Annotated in this window: 15 protein-coding genes and 1 riboswitch; of the genes, 4 read left to right on the forward strand and 11 right to left on the reverse strand. The window is 34.7% G+C overall.

Going from position 1 to position 18,405, the window contains the following annotated elements; translation table 11 throughout:
• Positions 1-66 precede the first annotated feature (66 nt).
• Both AC6CHR_RS13900 and galE read right to left on the reverse strand, forming a co-directional pair.
• Complete coding sequence (locus AC6CHR_RS13900) at positions 67-1,893, reverse strand: LTA synthase family protein (RefSeq protein WP_498249539.1); 1,827 nt, start codon at positions 1,891-1,893, stop codon at positions 67-69.
• A gap of 337 nt (positions 1,894-2,230) precedes the next feature.
• On the reverse strand, positions 2,231-3,241 hold the full coding sequence (gene galE / locus AC6CHR_RS13905; protein WP_498249541.1) for a UDP-glucose 4-epimerase GalE: 1,011 nt from the start codon (positions 3,239-3,241) through the stop codon (positions 2,231-2,233).
• A 322-nt stretch (positions 3,242-3,563) separates the two neighbouring features.
• Here galE and AC6CHR_RS13910 point away from each other — a divergent pair, with 322 nt between their 5' ends.
• Positions 3,564-5,228 carry an N-acetylmuramoyl-L-alanine amidase gene (locus AC6CHR_RS13910; protein ID WP_498249543.1) on the forward strand — a complete coding sequence of 555 codons (1,665 nt, stop codon included), beginning with the start codon at positions 3,564-3,566 and terminating at the stop codon, positions 5,226-5,228.
• Between the two features lie 148 nt (positions 5,229-5,376).
• Here AC6CHR_RS13910 and AC6CHR_RS13915 read toward each other — a convergent pair whose 3' ends face one another.
• From AC6CHR_RS13915 to AC6CHR_RS13925, 3 genes are all read right to left on the reverse strand, one after another.
• Complete coding sequence (locus AC6CHR_RS13915; protein ID WP_498249545.1) at positions 5,377-6,180, reverse strand: SGNH/GDSL hydrolase family protein; 804 nt, start codon at positions 6,178-6,180, stop codon at positions 5,377-5,379.
• Positions 6,181-6,324: 144 nt separating this feature from the next.
• Positions 6,325-6,519, reverse strand: coding sequence for a hypothetical protein (locus tag AC6CHR_RS13920; RefSeq protein WP_498249547.1), 195 nt, complete (start codon positions 6,517-6,519; stop codon positions 6,325-6,327).
• Positions 6,520-7,019: 500 nt separating this feature from the next.
• Positions 7,020-11,207, reverse strand: a complete 4,188-nt coding sequence (locus AC6CHR_RS13925) for a leucine-rich repeat domain-containing protein (protein ID WP_498249549.1) — start codon at positions 11,205-11,207, stop codon at positions 7,020-7,022.
• A 233-nt stretch (positions 11,208-11,440) separates the two neighbouring features.
• On the opposite strand from AC6CHR_RS13925, the gene tagU reads away from it, so the two are divergent.
• Positions 11,441-12,394, forward strand: a complete 954-nt coding sequence (gene tagU / locus AC6CHR_RS13930; RefSeq protein ID WP_498249551.1) for a polyisoprenyl-teichoic acid--peptidoglycan teichoic acid transferase TagU — start codon at positions 11,441-11,443, stop codon at positions 12,392-12,394.
• A 351-nt stretch (positions 12,395-12,745) separates the two neighbouring features.
• Complete coding sequence (locus tag AC6CHR_RS13935; protein ID WP_498249553.1) at positions 12,746-13,003, forward strand: hypothetical protein; 258 nt, start codon at positions 12,746-12,748, stop codon at positions 13,001-13,003.
• A 108-nt stretch (positions 13,004-13,111) separates the two neighbouring features.
• On the opposite strand, the gene AC6CHR_RS13940 is transcribed toward AC6CHR_RS13935, so the two are convergent.
• Positions 13,112-13,570 carry a nuclear transport factor 2 family protein gene (locus tag AC6CHR_RS13940; protein ID WP_498249555.1) on the reverse strand — a complete coding sequence of 153 codons (459 nt, stop codon included), beginning with the start codon at positions 13,568-13,570 and terminating at the stop codon, positions 13,112-13,114.
• Positions 13,571-13,742: 172 nt separating this feature from the next.
• Here AC6CHR_RS13940 and AC6CHR_RS13945 point away from each other — a divergent pair, with 172 nt between their 5' ends.
• Positions 13,743-14,183, forward strand: coding sequence for a hypothetical protein (locus AC6CHR_RS13945; RefSeq protein ID WP_498249556.1), 441 nt, complete (start codon positions 13,743-13,745; stop codon positions 14,181-14,183).
• 81 nt (positions 14,184-14,264) lie between these two features.
• Here AC6CHR_RS13945 and AC6CHR_RS13950 read toward each other — a convergent pair whose 3' ends face one another.
• The 5 genes from AC6CHR_RS13950 to AC6CHR_RS13970 all read right to left on the reverse strand — a co-directional run bounded on the left by AC6CHR_RS13950 (position 14,265) and on the right by AC6CHR_RS13970 (position 18,354).
• Positions 14,265-14,822, reverse strand: a complete 558-nt coding sequence (locus tag AC6CHR_RS13950) for a PilZ domain-containing protein (protein WP_498249678.1) — start codon at positions 14,820-14,822, stop codon at positions 14,265-14,267.
• A gap of 20 nt (positions 14,823-14,842) precedes the next feature.
• Positions 14,843-15,550, reverse strand: a complete 708-nt coding sequence (locus AC6CHR_RS13955; protein WP_498249557.1) for an EAL domain-containing protein — start codon at positions 15,548-15,550, stop codon at positions 14,843-14,845.
• 81 nt (positions 15,551-15,631) lie between these two features.
• Positions 15,632-15,716, reverse strand: a riboswitch (cyclic di-GMP riboswitch).
• 121 nt (positions 15,717-15,837) lie between these two features.
• Positions 15,838-16,644, reverse strand: a complete 807-nt coding sequence (locus tag AC6CHR_RS13960; protein ID WP_498249680.1) for a histidinol-phosphatase — start codon at positions 16,642-16,644, stop codon at positions 15,838-15,840.
• A 246-nt stretch (positions 16,645-16,890) separates the two neighbouring features.
• Positions 16,891-17,475 (reverse strand): PepSY domain-containing protein, encoded by a 585-nt coding sequence (locus AC6CHR_RS13965; protein WP_498249558.1) that lies wholly within the window; start codon positions 17,473-17,475, stop codon positions 16,891-16,893.
• A gap of 105 nt (positions 17,476-17,580) precedes the next feature.
• The gene (locus AC6CHR_RS13970) at positions 17,581-18,354 is read right to left on the reverse strand and encodes a PepSY domain-containing protein (protein ID WP_498249559.1); all 774 of its coding nucleotides are present in this window, start codon (positions 18,352-18,354) and stop codon (positions 17,581-17,583) included.
• Positions 18,355-18,405 lie beyond the last annotated feature (51 nt).

The following is an 18,405-nucleotide window of genomic DNA, read 5'->3' on the forward strand; positions in this document are numbered from 1 at the left end:
ACAAAAACCCCAAAAGTGGATACAACCAGCTTTTGGGGTTTTTATAATTAATGGTATTTTAATTTTTTACTTATTTTCAGGTAAGCTTTGATTGTATGAATCAGATAACGAAAGAAGTTTAAGTAAATTCTGATATCTATCCTCATACTCGCCCTTATCTGATAGGTATTGTTCATCATTTAGGATAAGTTTTTTCTCTGGAAGGCTATAAACTTTCCTATTTTCCTTATCAGTATTATTGATTAGCAAAATATCTCCGTAAAAATAGCTACCTGTTGGTTGGTAATACCTCATACCTAACAGATTTTCTTCATAGTTCACTAAATCTTGACCAAAGTGAACTTGCTTCTCTAAAGAAACCCCCAGTAAATTAGTAATTGTTGGCATAATATCAATTTGCCCTCCTAAATGGTCAATTTCTCCATTTGGTCCATTTGGTGCTTTTATTATTAAAGGAATATTATATCGATCAATAAGATTATATCTTCTACCCATTAATTCTTTAAATAAGTGTTGTTCATCTGTATCAGACGTTCTAGGGTGGTATCCAGAATGATCACCGTACACGACAAATAACGTATCCTCCCATAACCCTTCATTCTTTAACCCCTTAATAAATTCCCCTAAGGCATAATCTGAATAATGAGATGAAACAAGGTAATTACCTGTATGTGTCCCTTTATATTCTGGAGGTAATTCTAGTAAGGTTTTACTTGCAGGCATTTCAAAGGGAGTATGACTAGTTAAACTAATCACCTGAGAGTAAAATTTTTGATTGTTTTTTTCATATTGTTTAAGTTTATTAATCGTTTTTTTATAGAGTACTTCATCAGACGGGCCAATTCCTACGATATCTTCATTCCCAAAGTAATCTATATCATATGATTCAAGAAAACCTAAGGCAGGATATAGCTTTACCCTATTCCAATAAGCTATTTTATCAGCATGAAAAGTTGATGTGACATAATTTTTATTATTAAGTATACGTGGTAGAGATGGAACAATTTTATTTTCGTATACTTTCGAACTTGGTTTATCACCCGCAGGATACAATGAAGTATTACTTAACCATTCTGCATCAGAAGTATTCCCTTTTCCAATTTGTTGATATACATTTGAAAAATATAAACTTTCCATAATTAAACTGTTTAGGTTTGGTGTTATTTCTTCCCCATTAATTTTTTCCCCAATAAGAAAGTTTTGAAAAGATTCTAATTGAACTACAATGACATTTTTATCTTTGGCAATTCCAAAGTACTTCCGTTCAGACATCTTGAGTTCCTGAATTCCTTTTAACTCCATTATTTCTTTATTTGTAACCTCTTTTCTTTCTTGCGAAGTTAGCTCGGATCGTACATCTTGGTAAATTTGAATTGATTCATAGGTGAATATTCCCTTTTTACTAGCCGTCTGTAAAGGATCAATTATTAATTCATTTCTTGCACTATAACATTGAATCATGATAATAATGAATGCCCCAAACAGAATCACTTTATTTAATAGAATAGACTCACTTTTTTCTGACCTTTTTAATAGTAATAAATACACGATTAAGACGAATAGATCAAGTACAAAATAGATAAAATCCTTCGCACTTAATAATAAAAAGATAGTATCTGAGATTGAACCTACTTGATTAATTTGGAATAGATCATAATATGTTGGCAATGTCCCAAAATACCTAACATATACAGCAAAGGTTAAAAACAACATAGAAATTAAAATTTGATAAACAAAAAGTGCAGTCACGTTATACCTTTTAAACAAAAGCATTATTAGAGTCAATCCAAATAATAAGAAAGGTAATTCTCGTATTATCATATTACCTTGGAAGTGACCGGTTAAATAATAGGATAGAATAAGTAACTTAAATAGGATTAATATGAATTGCATTAAAAATTTTATTATTTTCCACTCCCTATCAAATTTATGATTGAACATGCGAAATAAAGATCCCTAAGTAGCTATAAACTTTCCCCATTAGAACACACAATTCCTAAAGGAAAATAGTCAATTAAACCCATAGCTGATTTAAGGATAGTTACTATTATAACATGGAAACAATCACTCTTAAGAACTTTATAGGGAATATATCCTTTCTTTAACTTTGATTTTAAACTTTTTTCACACAAAAAAACTACATGGATAATGTTCCATATAGTTTTACACTTTGAATTAAAATCATTATTTCTACTTTAAGCTAAAAGACAATTTGCAAAATAGCCATTTTCTATTTCATACCATCTGGATTATTTAATTGCCATCTCCATGAATCAGTACACATTTCCTCGAGCCCTCTCCTTGCAACCCATCCAAGTTCACTTTTAGCCTTAGTAGGATCTGCATAGCAGCTTGCAATATCTCCTGGTCTACGATCCGCAAATTTATATGGGACTTTTCTTCCAGATACTTTTTCAAAAGCTTTAACCATTTCTAATACACTGTATCCTTTTCCAGTGCCTAGATTATAAGCATCAACATTATTAGAGGACATAACTTTTTCAAGTGCTTTTAAATGACCTTCAGCTAGATCTACTACATGAATATAATCTCTCACACCAGTTCCATCTATTGTTTCGTAATCTCTTCCAAAAATACTTAGCTCATTTAACTTTCCTATAGCTACTTGTGTAACATATGGCATTAAATTATTGGGGATTCCATTTGGATCTTCACCAATCTTTCCACTAGGATGAGCACCGAATGGATTAAAGTATCGCAATAGAGCAATACTCCATTCATCGTCTGATAGATAAAGATCTCTAAGAATCTCTTCAATCATTAATTTAGTTCTACCATATGGATTTGTTGATCCAAGTTGTTCATTCTCTGAGATAGGTACTGTTTTAGGTATACCATAAACGGTAGCAGATGAACTAAACACAAGTGTTTTAACACCATATTCCTTCATAATCTCGCATAACACAAGGGTACCTGTTAAGTTATTATAGTAGTAATGAAGCGGAATCTTCACTGATTCCCCTACCGCCTTTAGACCGGCAAAATGAATGACTGCATCAATCTTATTCTCAGAAAATATTTTGTGTAAACCTTCTCTATCTAGAAGATCCCTTTTATAAAATGTTATCTTTTTACCTGTTATCTGTCTAACACGGTTGACTGCCTCTATGTTACTATTTGTAAGGTTGTCAACTATTATCACTTCATAACCATTATTCAAAAGTTCAACACATGTATGACTACCAATGTACCCTGCGCCACCAGTTACAAGTATTGCCATTTAGAGTCCTCCTAAAAAAACTATAGTTTTTTATAGTAGTTTTCATCAATTGTTTTGTTTATGATATACAACTGTTTCAAAGCCCTTTTTCTTTTTATACTATTACTTCGCATCTTAAATATACCTATTATACATATTCTATAATATATTATTTATCTTTTCATTTCCAACTATTATCAATTCTGCAACTCAGTTTTTGTTAATAAACAGACACTGGTTATAGTCTCGGGATTAAACAATATTAATATTTTTATAGTAATTTAGAATATCGCAATTATATACTATATGTATATATTAATAGATTATTATTGGAGGTATTTATATGAAAAAGTTTAGCCAGTTAATCATTATTTTTCTAGTTGTTTTTTTAGCAAATTCTACTACTGTAAATGCCACATCACCTGATCGTATAACCGGAAAGGATAGATTTGAAGTTGCTGTTAACATTTCAAAAGAGGGTTGGCCAATTGCTGAAACAGTTGTCATTGCAAATTATAACGCCTATGCTGATGCTCTAGCAGCAGGTCCATTGGCATTTAAACAAAACGCACCAATCCTATTAACTCACAAAGATCGTCTAACTCCAATAACAAAATCAGAGATTCAAAGATTAAAACCTAAGAATATAATTGTAATTGGCGGACCCGGGAGTGTTTCTGAAAATGTAATCAGCGAAGCTAAATCGCTTAGTGTCCAAAATGTAACTAGAATTGGTGGGCAGGATCGATTTGAAGTAGCCTATAATATTGCAAGCCAACTAGGTAATACTCAAACAGCTATTGTTGCTCTAGGATTAAACTTTGCTGATGCATTAGCTATCTCTCCCTATGCTTCTAAAAGGGAATATCCAATTCTTTTAACTCACAAAGATAAGCTTCCTGCAAAAACTTCTCAAGCTCTTTCTGAAAAGGGTATTCTTAATACAATCGTTGTTGGAGGAGAAGGAAGTGTAAGTAAAACAGTTTTTGATAAGCTTCCTGGAAAACAAAGAGTTGGTGGGAAGGATCGATATGAGGTAGCTTCAAATATAATCACACAATTAAATTTATCTACAGAGAAGATTTATTTAGCGACAGGGTTAACATTTGCTGATGCATTAACAGGTTCAGTATTAGCAGCCAAAAGTGATGCACCATTATTACTTACGAGTTCAAAGTGGGCCCCGACGTCAATTAAAACAGTTATTAAAAATAAAAACATAAAAAACATTACAATTCTCGGTGGTCCTGCCTCCGTACCAGATACTATCTATCTACAATTAACGAATCAATTACCATTAGTTGGCCGAAAAATCGTCCTTGATGCTGGACATGGTGGATCTGATCCTGGTGCGGTTAATGGTAAGGTTTACGAGAAAAACTTAAACATGGACTTTACAAAACGATTAGCTTCTCATTTAACATCTAAGGGAGCAACCATCATTTACACAAGAAATCCAAACAAAGATCAATTTATTGAGCTTGAAGATAGAGCTTCCTTCGCAAATAAGCAAGATGCAGATTTATTCATTAGTATTCACCATGATTCCAACGTAAGTAAAAGTGTACGAGGTTTAAGTATTCACTATAGTTCTTATCGGCCAGCCATAGAAATAGAAGATGTATATGTAAAGTATAACGGAAAAAATTATCCTTTAATTAGTGAGAATACAACTAATAAAACATTCACAATTAAGTATGGCAGTGGTTCTAAGTCAATAAGCTACACTGGTAATAATATTGCTTATGATCCATCACCTAGTAATGCAGCTATTCAGAGTGAAAAAATTGCACCATTATTGGGTTCCGTCTTAACCACAAACGGAATACCAAACACAGGTACCAGGGATCATAATTTATTTGTCACTCGTTGGACAACAATGCCTTCTGTTCTCGTCGAATTAGGTTTTATGTCTAACAGTCAAGAGCTATCCACATTGTTGAATTCTTCCGTTCAGGAACAAAGAGCAAAGGCAATGGCAAATACTATTGCAGATTTCTTTAATTAAATCATAAAAAGAATTCTTACTTTAATTCGGTGAAAAACGAGACAAATAAGGGGGTATAAAAAGAATTATAGAGCTAATATTTATGAACATAAAAAAGTCGATTATTAATTAATAATCGACTCTTCACAACTCTTTATATCATTCTTTTTTAGCTTGCAATAAAATAATTAATTAAATATTCTGCCCAAACCTTATTTCCACTTCCATTAGGCTGACTAGGCTGATCATCAGCTTTAATTAAAAAGTCTTCCATCTTTGCATCGTCTAGTTCAGGCCAATTCTCCCAGTGATTTAAATATGTGATTCCTTCGTTATCAGCGTATTCTTTAAGCTCATTAACCTGCCTTGGATAAAAATTAGCATTATATAATGGATTTGGCGGTTGGATTACAATCGTAACGTCTTTGTTAGCTGTTTTCCAAGAGTCCATTATAATTTCAATATTCTCAATCGTATTAGGCATTCCAATTAGACCGTTATTGTCCTTCAACATAAAAGGTTCAAATAAAACGACATCTGGTTTTATGTTGCTTACTTCCTCATAAGATCTATCATTTACGATATCACGCGATGTTTGAGTTCCTTCAGAAATAACCGTAATCTTGAATAGATTTTCACCGTATGTATCAATCAATTTCTTCGTTAGTAGATCTGGCCAAGCACCCGTTTCTTCAGAAGTTGCATCAGATCCATAGATAACGAGTTTTAATGGTTCTCCGCTATCTTTCGCATTCTTTATTTTCACTTGTAAATCTTCAGATAGATTACTAGTATAGGCTGAGACATCAACATTTTTATTCGCCTTTTTAGGCTCTTCGTTAACTTCTTCGATCTCATTAGCCGGAATTACATCCTCACTCTGAGCAGAAATTTTATGATTCCAATGAAGATTGCCATAAATAATAGCTGCACCACACAAAATTAATATGACTAAAACATAAATCCTATTCACTATGATACCCCCAATATTCGACATTATCTATTTAAAATTATACACAAAAACATTGATACTATAAACAATTTCCTTATTTTGCAGGAGAATTTCTCTAGGATTAGCAGAAACTTGTATAATAAACAACTATTACTACTAAGAATCTTAATCAATAATAGGATATTGTTGTAAATATTGAATCGTTTTTAGCTGTTCGTGATGCTTGCCTTTATTTGTATCCCTATCAAATTGATCTGTACAGCCTTCAACGGAGTTGCAGATGCCCTTTTTAACAAAATTGTGCATCTTCTTTATTGCTGTTGGAGTGAAATAGTTATGGGGAATTGGTGACGTCGCCAACTCTTGCAGAATTTCAAATTATAATTGATCTAGCTCATATATTGACGCTTTCTTTACCTTTTGATCAGTACCTACTTCCTTAGCAGTCCCTTCTTTCAGTTTCTTCACAATGATTATGTATAGTCCTATTGAAAGCGGAGCTTGTATGGCTGCAATAGACCTTTCATTTCCGTACTCCTTTTTACTATTACATCAATAGTTTTATCGTTCTTTCCACCTATATATCATAGAGAAAAGGTGAATATTTATCAATGTAAACTCTGTTCTAAATGAGGAAATGCAATAACTCTACTATTCTTTTAGCTTTATTATTAAACGTTTTAGTGTGAAACATAAAATTTATTCGATCACGATAAGCGATTGCGATTATGAAGTTCATTAAATTATTATGCAATCAGCATCCAGACCAAAAGGAGTAAAAACTTATGACTCCTAGGAAGTGTGCTTGGAGGCCATAAAAAAAAGGAAGGGCAATAAAACTCCCCTCCTTCGATAATCCCTTATATCGTCTTTTTGTTACGACGTTTCGTGTAGACTAAAAACGCTCCACCCATTAAGAGGACAAGTATCCCTGCCATTAATAGGTTATACATCACTGTTGCTGTTTTAGGTAGTTCATTTGCTTGCTTAGCAGGTACTGTTTCTACCTTTATTGGTTTTGCATCTACCTTCACTGGATTTGTTGGTTTTTCCCCAGTAGATGGTGACTGATCCTTTGGTCCTTCTTCACCCTTTTCTTCTCCATTAGCTGGAGGAGTAACCGGACTTTGATCATCTTCTTCTAACAAAAATGATAGTGGATACTTCAGGTAATCTTCTTCTCCATTAATTTCAAATTGGAAGGTAACTTCTTCTTCGTCTTCGGTCATAAATGAAATTTCATATGAACCTACAAGCAATTCAAATGTACTTAGTGGTTCTTCCGATGAGTAGTCGATTAATTGACCTTGCTCATTAGATCCCCCAAAGTAATGGATAGTCTCTGTCGCTTCATCGATTCCATAAAGATCAAACATGACATCAACTTCTGGAACATCCTTCGTTCGATAAACATACATGCTTACGTCCTTGACAGAGCCTTCAACTGGTAAAGTGGTTGCTTCTCCAGACAAATAGTTATTATACTCATCTTCTTCTACATAAACATCAAAATAATAGTCGGTATATGGTGATAGACCTGTAAATTGATAGCTTGTTTCATGACTATCTACTTGAATCTCTTCGATTTGCTCTTCTCCATCAGCTGAATATAAATTGACATGATATGTTCCCGTTCCTTTTGGTAACATTGGATCCCATGAGATTGAAATCGTATCTTCCGTCACCTCATCAATGTAAAGTTCAGGATCGTTATTTACCTCAGTATTAACTCGAACGCCATCTTCAATTAATTGTGCGATGACTATCGCGTTATTTGGGTTTCCGGAAAGATCAAGATTGAATAACGAGACATATTCCAAGTTTGGTATTTCAAGCAATGGTGATAGGTCTGTTACCTTCGTTTCATCTAGGATCAATTCGTATAGGTTTTCTAATTCTATAAGACTAGAGATATCATCTATCGGATTGCCGCTTACATCTAAAGAGAATAGATTTACATGTCCTCTAAGTGGTGAAAGATCATCAATCTTGTTATTTGCTAGATTAACTGAGTTTAGCCTTTTTAATGATGAAAGGACTGAGATATCTGTAAGATCGTTGTTTGATAAATTAATTTCTTCTAATCGTTTCATCCCGCTCAAAAAGGATAGATCAGAAAGGTTGTTGTTGGTAATGTTTAAAGAATTTAGTTGTGTGAAACTCTTTAGTATTGAATAATCCTTAATTGGCGATTCTGAGATATCTAAGTAATAGAGCTCAGTAAGATCCTTAAGTGGTGAAAGGTCTAGAGTATGAGCATTATTTGATAAATAGAAGTCATAGAGATTTATTGCATATTCTAAGCCAGTTAAGTCTTTAATTTCAGATTCACTGATATATAAAGAATTTAGGCGTTCCATGTCACTCACTTGTGGATCGCGTTCAATGAAAAGTTGTTCTTTAATAAGTTGTTTCAGATTATCATCATTGAATGCAATCTTTTCCCCAGTGGGTTTTGCCCATGTAGATTCTTCAATCGTACTTGTAAAAATGACTTCACCTTTATTGTTATAGGCTTTTACTTCTATCTCATATACTGTACTTGGGTCAAGGTCATCGATTGTTAGGTAGTTTTCATCAGTTGCTAAGGTCTGAATCATCTCTCCATCAAGTAGCACTTCATATTTAGCAATTTCTTGCTCTCCATAGTAATCCCATGATAAATGAAGAGTGTTTTCTGTTGCAGCAACTACATATGCTTCAAACCACTCTTCTTCTTCAGCACCTTCATAGTCAACATAGACACCACGTTGCTCAAGCTGTTTTATCACAAGAAGTGCTGGTGAATCCTCAGTTAGCACGAGTTTACTATTGTCATATAAAGAAATCATTTCTAACTCTTTTAATTCTAGCAATTCATCAATTTTTTCTAAAGATGTACCACTTATAAAGAGATCCTTTAACATTCCTAACTGCTGAACACCAGAAATGGTTTTTAATGGATTACTATCTAGATCCAGAAATTGAAGTTTAGTTAATTTTTCAACTCCATTAATTGTTTCTATATTGTTTGTATGAAGCGATAAAGATGTTAACTTTTCAAGTGCAGGTATCTTCTCTAAGCTGGTTATTTTATTTTGATCAAGGTACAAATCTGTTAGGTTTTGTAGATTTGCTAAGACCGATAAATCATGAAAGCCTGTTGAGCCTAGCATTAACATTTCTAGCTTTGTCAGGTTTTTAATCGCATCAAATTTTGTTATTGGATTGTCGTCCAACATTAAATAGTTTAGCTTTTGCAAGGTAGCTATTGGTGTTAAATCTGAAATGTTGTTCCCTGATAGACTTAAGCTTTGAAGATTGCTCGCTTCTTCAAGACCTGTTAAGTCTTTTATTTTTTTGTTATCAAGGTAGAGATATTCTAAAGTTTTCATGTCACTGACAACGAGCTCACGATCTAAACCAAATTCAGCTTTAATCGCCTTTTCTAATCGTTCATCTTTAAATATGACCTTTTCGCTATCTTTTGGTGATGGTAAAGTTTTGAATATCGTCGTAGCAATTCCAACTTGCTTGTTGCTTTCGTTGTAGGCCACTATTTCAAGATTGTATTCTGTATTTTCCGCTAAGGAATTTACCGTTAATGACTCTCCTGATTCATCTGGGTCAATATTCGTTACCTTATTTGCAACTGTGACTTGATAATAATCTACGTCTTCCTTCCCTTCATACTCCCAATTAATGATGGCACGTTCTTCATTTGCCTTTATAGAAGTAATATAAATATTGTTGGCATCATCATGATTGATAACTAACCCTTCACGTTCAAGTGCTATTACCTCTTCTTTTAGGGCAAAATATCGCTCTCCGTAAAGTGAAAGTGTTTCAAGATTCTTTAGCTCTTTTATCGGTCTTAGAGTAGCAAAGTCTAAATAGCTGATATCAAGCTCCTTTAAAGAACTGAGCTTTGATAATGGTGCTAGATCTCGAACTTCACTGAAACTAATATTTAGCACCTCTAGCTTTGAAAGTGAGGAAATTGATTCGATACTCTCAATCATTGAATCTGCTAGAATCAAAGCTTTTACATTCGTTAAAGAAGATACAAAGCCTATGTCAGTACCTTGAAAATATGATAAATCAAGATGTTCTAGCTTTGATAATGGTTTTAAAGCAGTAGCATTTTTGATTTCATTTCCTGCTAAATTAAGATTTGTTAAGTTTGTTGCTTTTTCTAATCCAGTAATGTCCTTAATTTCAAGATGGGACGCATCAAGTGTTGTTAGTCCTTGTAAATCAGACATGTATAATTCATCACGGTCTAATTTTAGCGTCTTTTTAATTGCGCGCTTTAATTTTTGGTCGGGAATTGTGACGATCTCATCGACAAATTTTGTCGTTGCTAAACGTTGTCCTCCTTCCTCTACTGGTTCCACATCGTTACCAAGTTCAGCCTTTTCAGGTTTTTCCCCAGCTGCTGTCGTTACATCCTTTACCGCTTCTGTAAGAATTGACTCTTCTGTGATTGCTCGTACACTAATTTTATAGCTTGTCTGACTTTTTAGGTCCTTTAAGTCGTATGAACCAGCTTGCTGCAGTTGTGTTATAACCTTACCATCTATTAAAATCTGATAAGCATCTGCCTTTTCTATTTCAGTCCAAGTCACTTTGAGTGATTCATCTGTGACGTTTGATAGTTGTAGGTCAATTGTTTCAATTACCTTTTCTTCCGGTTCGAACGTTACAGTAATCGGTTGTGTTTGAAGATTATCCGTTGATTTCACGGTGTATGTATAGGCTTCTCCTTGCACAACTTGTTGATCAACAAGTTGATAGCTTCTCTGTAGACTTTCGTCCTGATCAGTTGTTGATTCGAACTGTTCAACTGTTGATTGAACTAGTTCTTCATTGTTTTTTAGAATCGTAAACCTCTCTTCTTCATCTGCTGAAGAAGTTGTCTGCCATTGAAGTTGAATTCCTTTGGCATGACTTTCTACTGAGAGTAATGCGATGCTTTCAGTTGCAGCAATAACCTTTGTTGAAAATGGTGCGAATAGGGTCAATAGTAATGCGAAAACTAGTATTATTGGAACAAATCGTCTAGTCAAATTTTTCTTTCCTCCTATAAATTTCTACATATTGTCAATTTATTATAATTACTAATTCAAATTCTGGATATAAGAATATTTAGACAAATTTCTACAAAATGTGAAACCTTTTATGTTGCTGCTTCGTCAAATAACTGGAAACAATATTTTACAAAAAATGATTGTGATATTAGTAGGAGAGAACTATAATCGTTATAGCTAATTAATCCCTAAAAGAAAAGGATGAATAATATATGCGTGAAGCAAAACATAAGAAAAAGAAGAATAAGGTACTAGTGATCATTCTTAGTATTATTGGTCTACTTGTACTAGGAACTGGTGGATATGCATTTTACTTATACAAGTCGGCTACCGATACGGTTGCAAGTATTCATGAGGATTTGGGTCGAGACAAATCGGAAAAACGTGATGAAAAAGTTACTTTCACTGAGAAGGATCCAATTTCTATTTTACTAATGGGTGTTGATGAGCGTGAAGGTGATAAAGGTCGTTCTGATTCGTTAATTCTAATGACCGTTAACCCACAGACAAATTCAACGCAAATGGTTAGTATCCCTCGTGATACAAGAACGGAAATTATCGGTAAGGGCAAACAAGATAAAATCAACCATGCCTATGCATTCGGTGGAACGGAAATGACAGTAAACACTGTAGAGAACTTCCTAGATGTTCCTGTTGATTACTTTGTAAAAATTAATATGGAAAGCTTTCAAGATACAGTTGATGCAGTAGGCGGTGTTGAAGTTAATAACACACTCGACTTCTCTTATGGTGGATATGACTTTCATGAAGGTCCCGTTACATTAGATGGTAAAAAGGCATTAGCTTACACAAGAATGCGTTATGATGATCCAAATAATGACTTCGGTCGTCAAGAACGTCAACGTAAGGTCATTGAAGGGGTTATTAAAAAAGGAGCAAACATCTCCTCCATTACTAAATTTGGTGATATGTTTGGTGTTGTCCGAGAAAATGTAAAAACGAATCTAACATTTGATGAAATGTGGGATATCCAAGCTAACTATAAAGCTGCTAGTAGTAACCTTGAACAATTCCAAGTTAAGGGTATCGGGGATAAAATTGATGGAATCTACTACTATATTGTTTCAGAGGATGATCGTTTAGCATTGTCTAATCAGCTAAAAGAGCATTTGGAGATTCCTTCTAATACAGCTAGTACGAATTAACTAAGGGGGACTGACAGAAATGTTGGTCTCTTTTTGCACTCTTTTCCAACAACTTCTATGAACCATACTCGTAGACCAGAATATAGTTTCAATGAAAATGACAAGTATCACACGAAGAGCCGACAAGTTATCTATTTTAAAGCAATGTTCCTTTTAGGACAATTGAAAGGGTCTTAGTTAACTACTTATCCATAAAACCACATAATATCTTTAGGTGTATTAGTTCAGAATCTATCTCCCCCTAAACAACACCACTAAGAGGAAATAATATGGTATATTTATTGAGATTGGAATAAAATTGACATTATTCCATATTCTTTAAGAATATATGAATTGTAGGAGGGATGTAGTATGGAATTTTCATTTGGATTTGTTATCAATATTATCATTGCCATTTTCTTAGCTATTGATGCACCAAAACATAACCGTAGTCCATGGCTATGGGGAATATTTGGGTTCTTATTTGGACCTATCACTCTCGGTATTTATTTAATCGCTACCGGTCGAAAAGTTATTGGGTGGATTGTGTTAATTCTCTCAATTATTCTTATACTAATTGCGATTTTGTTAATAGTAGCTGGAATGGTACTTATTTTCAGTAATATGTAAGTGACTAAATAGCAAAAGGGCTTTCATAGTGTAGTGCACCCAAAGTTAGATTTCACTCTATCTTTTGAGGTGCATTACAGCGAAAGCCCTTTTACTTTTTAAGAAAGGCTAATACTCCCAAACAATCTTCCATTCCTCTTTCACCTCGACAACATACACCTTTTGCTTAATGATGAATGTTCCAAATTTACTTTTAAAGGTTTGCTCCACCGCGAAGCTATGTGCAACAGGGAATGCCTTTGAATCCTTAGCCATCTTCCAATTTTTAACTTCCTCTTCTTCTCCAAGGGTATATGAGAAAGTCTTTACTCCGTAATGACTCATATATATGTGCGAGCGCTCGGTTACAAATGCATTTTTCGAAAAGCGCTTCTGCATAACAGGATGGAATAACTCCCATGCACTTCCGAAATCCCCATCCTGCTCAGCCTTATAAAAGTCTTCAACAACATCACTTGGTTCCTGGTCCCCGATGCTTGAAAAAAGGTTACTGAAGCCAATTACCAATACAATAACAAGTACAACTATGAACAATATAAGTAGTTTATTCGATGATCGTCTTCTCATGTCCACACCTCGCTGCCTGTCTACTATCAGACTATGATCGAAAATGGACAAATATACTAAGACTAGATTTGTAGGTCCCTGGTTTTATTTGTTGAATTCAGTTAACAAATTTAGGAAAAAATACATAATAGGTTATATTCTTGGTATAATGAAGGTTGAAATTCACTTTGAAATGAGTTGGAAATTAATGAAAGATGGTATTTCATTTATTGTTGAAGTTGTAAACACTGCACATGATCTATTAATTGTTATTCTGAATGACATCTTAGGGCTTCAGTTAACAGATAAAGATATGCACTTTTGGATATTGGGCTTTATTGGAATGATTACATTCGCGTCTGTTTATATCATTTCTAAATGGTTGTCAAAATTCCCTTTTGGTATTCAACTTATCTCTTTTCTATATACTTTGACATTTATGTTTGTTTTAGTATTTGCGATCGAGATCCAACAGGCAATTACGAACAGAGGTAATATGGAGTTTGCTGATGCGATTATTGGCTTATGGGGATTCATCGCTTTGTTCCTCGTATATGTAGCCCTTGCCTTAGTCATTATTCTTGCAAAACTAATTGGCAGGAAATTTTCAGACAGAAAAGATATCGATACTTAAACTTTTCCTACACTTCCATAGTTCTCAGACTATGGAAGTTTTTTGATGTTTTTTCAACTTAAGCGTTTTCATAAATGGTGATTAATTAAACGGAAGATGCACAACATTGTTATTCTTTACGTCCCTTTTAACACTTTCTACCTCTAATTGAACTAGTGTATTCGTAAGGTTGGTTAGCGTGGTTCGGGACAGGTTGTGAAACTCGACCCCATAACCAAAAAATTCATTCTCGAGCAATTCTTCCCGTCTGACAATTTCCCCTTGGATTGTAAATTCAATGTCTTTCATTTCAAATTTCATTTCGATCGTTAATCCTTCTTTTACTGGGAGATCAGTTGTTGCAGTGAATTTTAAACCGGTTGTACTTATGTTGTCTATGTACCCTTCAAATTCCTTATTTCTTAATCTCTTCAACTCCGCATTCCCATATCCAATCAATTGTACTTTGCAGATTAGATCCTCTACACCTAATCGATAATGCTTTCGTTTGTTATCGTTTGTTAACATAGCGTCTATTGTCTCGAATGAGGCACTTTCCTTAAGAGACGTCAGATTCAAACCAAGCTTATTCACCTTTACTTCACTACGTAAATACAAAAATAGTAAAAAAATAATAAACAAACTCTGGATGATTAACATATACTCCAAACCCTATCACCTCAGCTAATTATTTTGGGATTCCCTAACAAATAGCCTTGCCCATATTGTATATCTAGCGACTTAGCTAGTGCTAAGGTTATTTCTGTTTCTAGACCTTCTAAAATAAGTTTGCTACTAGTAGCTTTACAAAAGTTATTGATTAACTGAATGATTGATTGCTTTTTGTTAGATGTAAAGAGATCAAAGGAAAAATAGCGATTTAGCTTAATATAGTCTGGATCTAACTCTATAATGGATTGCAATTGAGAGTAGCCTGCACCAACATCACCAATGGCCAACAAATACCCTAGTTCTTTTAATACCTTCACACAATACCTAAATTCGTTAAAATAAATAATTTCTTCTACACCACTTACCTCCAGAACAATTTGTTGATTGATTAGCTGCGGGTCTGTCATTAACTCTTTGGCAAAGGGCAGAAAGGCCTCATCTACAATAGTAGAAGGGAAAATATTCAAAAACAAAAAGCCATCTTTTCGAGTATAGCCTGCTTGTTGATAAGCTTGTATAGCTTTTTGAATGGATTGTGAATCTAATTCATAAAGTCTACCTGCTTTTTTCGCATCCGAAAAGGCAAGCTCTGGATTCGCGTAATCAGAGGATCTCAAAAACCCTTCATAACCAGCAATCATCCAATTGCTAATATCATAAATCGGTTGAAAAGAATGATGATAGTTTTTTTCTTGTATAAAATTTTCAATTGACATCTTTCTAGCCACCTATCTTTTAGTTAGCGAAAAGGAGAAATGTACATCATGTTGCATCCACATTTCAATTTTTTATCGCTCTTCGGTGGCTCGACTACCATAGCAGTGTAACGTTAGGTTCGTAGCTTTGCGTCCTTATCTTTCAATAAGTTTGCCGTTTCGAAAATAATACCCTACTGGTATTTTATAGCATAAATAGGAATAAAGTCTAGGGTAAAATTGACTTTATTTTACTTATTTTACTGGGGCCAGTCCCCATCAACATTATCTTGGGGCCTGGCCCCCTCTTATAGCGAAGTCATGATCCGCTGCTGTTTAACAAAATATGCCCACTCTTTATAGCCTATTTCTTTTAGTCGCTTTTGGACTAATTCAAACTCATCGCCTATTCGTTCCGGTTTATGTGCATCTGAGCCAAAGCTCACCGTCACATTATGGAAAAGAGCACGTTCTAAAATGTCATCTGCAGGGTACCAGCCTCCACAATCCTTCGTTTTACCTGAAGTATTGATTTCAATCGCAACATCTTCTTGACCAATGATTTTTAATGTTTTATCAATCGCGTCTGTTTCAATAGCAGAAAATGCTGGATAAAATCCTTTCATAGCATCGATATGTGCAAGAATTTGAAATATACCGCTTTTTGCTGACTGTTGGATTAATTGATAATAGTCTTCTTTTACTTTCACCTGTTGCTGTGATGTTAAACCTTCCCAACGGCCTCTTTCGAAAATATTAACCTCTTGAACATAATGCACGGAGCCGATTATGTAATCAAATGGGTGTAGGGCGTATTGTTCCTGATAGAGTTCTAGATGATCAGGGAAAAAGTCACTTTCAATTCCTAGCAATACGTAAATTTTACCCTCATACTTATTTTTCAATCGAAGAACTTCCTCAATATACGAAGCAAACTGGCTCTTAGCCATTGCGATTGTTGGATAGAGCTGGTCTTCCTCACTATAAAAATAAGGTGAATGATCTGAGATACCGATAAATTGCAGTCCATAGTCAATTGCTTGCTTTACATAATCCTCAATTGTCCCAATTGCATGCCCACATAGTTTGTTATGTGTATGTAGATCGAATTTCACTTTATTTATATTTGTCATTGATTACGCTCCTTTTTGAGGGTTGGGGCCTGACCCCAACTGCTCAGTGCTGGGGACTGGCCCCACTTCTATCTAGTTAACTTCTGGCTAAACGATTGATTTCCCTTCTTCTTTCGTATTTATTTATGATTTGTAGCTTTTCGCTTTAGTTTGCTAATATGCTAATGGGGACTGGCCCCAAAAAAAAGATCCCCCACTTATCTCATAGTGAGGGATCGCCTTTATCGCTTATTCATCATCATCATCATCATCGTCATCGTTGTCATCATTTTCAAGCTCGAGTACGTTTTTGTTGTGAGCGTCGATGGTGATTTCTGCTTCGCCTTTAGTTGTTTTGAATTCCATATCATATTCGTATCTTCCGTCATCTTCGTCTAGTTCTATTTCGATCAATTCACCAGTGATGTTCTTTTTTGCTATGGCAATTGCTTCTTTTTCTGTAATGATTGCTTCTTTTGTTACTGTTGAAGCTTGATCTTCACGGTCATCGTCGTCATCATCATCTTGACTTTCTTTTACGTTTAAGATTTTAGCTGAATAGGCATCGACATCAATATCATATTCCTTGTTATCCTTATTAATGTCCACTTCGTAATACGTGTTTCCGTTGTCCTTTTCTAACTCAACACTTTCAACTGTACCATCAGCTTCTTTAAGTGCTGCTGTTTTGGCCTTCTCGATTCCGATACGTTCTTTTGCTTGCACGGTTTCTGAGTTCTTTTGATCATCCTCTTGAGCATAACCATGGTTGATTGCAATTGAGCCACCTAGTACAAGGGCTGTTGCTAATGTGATTGTGACTATTTTTTTCATTTGTTTTTCCTCCTAGATCAATTTTGTTTACTTCTTAACTATAAACAGCGAAGATTAGAGGAAAAGGATAGTAAGATTAAAATTCCATGAGAAAGCTCTTCGTTTTTACTCAGATTCATCATCGTCGTCTGATTCTTCGTCTGATTCATCATCGGGTATCCACTCTATAGAGCTAGCAGTCTTTGTGTATGCATCTACTTGGATAATCGTCTCACGTCCATCATCTAATTCAACCTCGACAAGATAATAAGGTGATTGGCCAGATGGTTCGTTAAAATCGGCGTCGTCTACTGTACCGGTAACTCCTACCTTTTCACTTACATACTGTAGGGCAATTTTTCCGGCATCTTCCTCGGTAATAACCCGCTCAGTTTCCTTTGCCGAGTCAAGGATCTCCCCAGTGTAAGGTTCAATTTTCAGTGTGATAACTTGATTTTTGTTGGTAACGACTGCTTTGTAGTAAGAGTTGTCTGCTTCTTTGATAAGGTCAATTGATTTGAGTACACCTTTTGAAGTGATTAAGGCTTTAATCTCTTTTTCTGTAAGTTGTTTTGGGCGTTCTTCTTGTGCTGGTGGATCTTCTGGAACTGGTTTGGGATTGATTACTTTTTCTCTGTTGATCGTGAGTACGTCACCGCTTTTCGCATCAATTGTAAGATGATAAACTCCTGTTGTCCGTTTCATCTCAATCTGATATTCATCTTGTTTTTTTGTTGTCTTGATAATTTCCCCATCATATTTACTTAATGCTACGGCGTTTGCTTCTTTTTCTGTCAAGGTTTGCGCAGATAGTGAAGGAACCCACAATAGAAGTCCCACGATAATCAAACCCACTATTAGGATAACGCCAACTATCCAGACTGATTTTCTGTTTTTCATTTCGCCACCTCACTTAACTCGTTGGCTTTATTATAGCTATGTAAAATGAGA

Source organism: Metabacillus sp. GQ13 (genome assembly GCF_059758525.1).